Genomic DNA, 2,171 nt, shown 5'->3' with positions numbered 1-2,171 from the left:
GCGGGGGAGCTCTCCCGGAGCGGTGCGGCGCTCACGCCCGGTCCCCCTCGGTGGTACGGGCCGGGGCGCCGGCCGGCGTCAGGGAGCTGCGAGCGGGTTGGGCAGCGTGCCGTTGGGGTGGAGCGCGTGGCGCAGCGCGCGGTCGCCGTACCGGGTGACGACGATCCGGTCGCGGTTGAGGCCGTACCGCGGGATCTGCTCGGTCAGCAGGTCGTAGGCGGCGTGCCGGTCGGCGAGTTCCGGGGTGCGGCGGCGCGCGGCGAGCACCGTCTTGCGGACGGCCCGCCAGAACTCCGCCTCGGGCACGCCGAGGTGGTCGGCGCAGAGCGGGGCGAGGTAGCGGAAGTGGCCGACGAAGATCTGGTCCATGACGTGCTGACGGATGACCGAGGGGTGCTTGCGCGGCAGCACGTGGTCGTGGCCGTCGGGCTCCGGTCCGCGTTCGGGGGTGTCGGTGAAGGAGACGCAGACGTCGTCGACGAAGTCCTTGAGGTACAACCGGGTGGGCAGGTCGTTCTCGTCGAATCCGATGAGGGTGTTCTGCCCGTGGGGGTTGAAGGTGAGCCCGTAGCGGTGGAGGACGTGCAGCACCGGGTGGAGCAGGGTGTCGAAGAGCCGCCGCAGCCAGGCGAGGGGTTCGGCTCCCGAGGAGCGGACCAGTTCGGCGACGAAGGCGTCGCCGGCGGTGTCGGTGTGGAGCAGCGAGGCGAAGGTGCGGACGCGTTCGGTCGCGTCGCGGCGGGCCTCGACGGGCTCCCGCCAGATGCAGCCGAGGGTCTCCAGGTACTGGTACGGGGCGTCGGGCAGCGTCTCCAGGTAGGGGTGCCGGACGGTGGCGGAGGCGACCTCGCCGAGGAAGACCGTGCGGGTCTCGTCGGTGAGGTAGGGGTCGGAGTCCAGCATGCCGCGCAGCCACTGGGTGACGACCGGCGCGCCGGCGGTGCAGTGGGGCGGTATCCCGCGCCACACCAGGGTGTTGAGGATGCGCAGCGGCAGTTTGACGTCGTAGCGGCCCGGGGTGGTCACGTTGGTCAGGGTGCGGATCGACTGGCCGGGCAGGTAGGCGTCGGGGCTGTCCCCGAGCGGCACGATGCGGCGCTGGGCGATGTCCGCGGCGTGCAGGGTCTGGAGGGTGTTGTCCCACTGCCAGGGGTGGGCGGGCAGCCAGACGTAGCCGTCGGGGTCGAGACCGGCTCCGGTGAGGCGGGCGGTGAAGGCGGCCCGGGTGTCGGCGTCGAGTTCGCGGTGGAGGACCTCCCGCTCGGAGAGGTCGGGGGTGCCGCGGAAGTCGGCGAGGCCGCGGTGGACGGCGAGCCAGGTGAGGTGGACCGGGCGGGCCGACTCCGGGGCGTAGGCGCGGACGTCGGTGGCGGAGAACCCGACCCGTCCCTTGTTGGCGACCAGCAGGTTGTGGCCGGTCATGTGGGACTCGAGTTCCGCGTGGCCGAGGTCGCGGAGCCGGGAGACGGGGGTGCCGCCGTGTTCGAGCCGCGCGGCGTCCACGGCGTGCGTGGCGGAGAGTTCGGTGAAGTAGGTGGCGGCGGTCGAGGCGTCGGTGCCGAGGCTGCCGACGGCGTCGAGGAGGAACCGCTGCGGGTCCCAGGCGGGTTCGGCGATGCTGTTGCCGAGCATGCCGGTACCGGTGCGGGTGACGGAGTCCGGGTCGACGCGGAGCCAGCCGAACGCGCCGGGGGTGGCGCGGAACTGGTAGGTGATGCCGCTGTCGAGATCGACCCGGTGGGTGCCGTCCCCGTTGTCGAGGGCTTTGAGCATGTCCTCGAAGCACCATTCGCCGAGGGCCTTGGCGAGGAGCCGGCGGCCGGCCTCGCGCCAGGAGGCGGGCGAGACGGCGTCGAGCCGGGGGACGGGGTGGTCATGGGGCGCGCGCATGGAGTCGCTCCGAGAGGCGGAAGGGACGTGGGGGGCGTGCGTGGCGTACGGGACCCGGACGCGCCCACAGCTTAGGCAAGGCTTACCTAATTCCGCAACAGTCCGCATTCGGCCAACGACGTGTCGCTGCCCCGGCCCCGGGAGGGCGTCGAGCGGCACCCCGGCCGGCGTGCGCACCGCAGCGGGTACGGCGGAGCCCCGCGGCCGGTGAGCGGTGCTCCGCCGCCGGGCCGAGCACCGCACGACACGGGCCGGTGAGCGGCCCCACCGCCGCTCACCGG

The 2,171-nt window shown here is 73.4% G+C and carries 1 protein-coding gene; it reads right to left on the bottom strand.

The annotated features are described in order from the left end of the window. Positions 1-78: 78 nt before the first annotated feature. Positions 79-1,890 (bottom strand): IucA/IucC family protein, encoded by a 1,812-nt coding sequence (locus tag HCN52_RS23880; protein ID WP_168090499.1) that lies wholly within the window; start codon positions 1,888-1,890, stop codon positions 79-81. Positions 1,891-2,171 lie beyond the last annotated feature (281 nt).

Source organism: Streptomyces bohaiensis (assembly GCF_012033785.1).
Classification (GTDB): Bacteria; Actinomycetota; Actinomycetes; order Streptomycetales; family Streptomycetaceae; genus Streptomyces; species Streptomyces bohaiensis.
The sequence above is the reverse complement of the archived record's forward strand: the minus strand, read 5'-3'. Positions and strand labels throughout refer to the sequence as shown.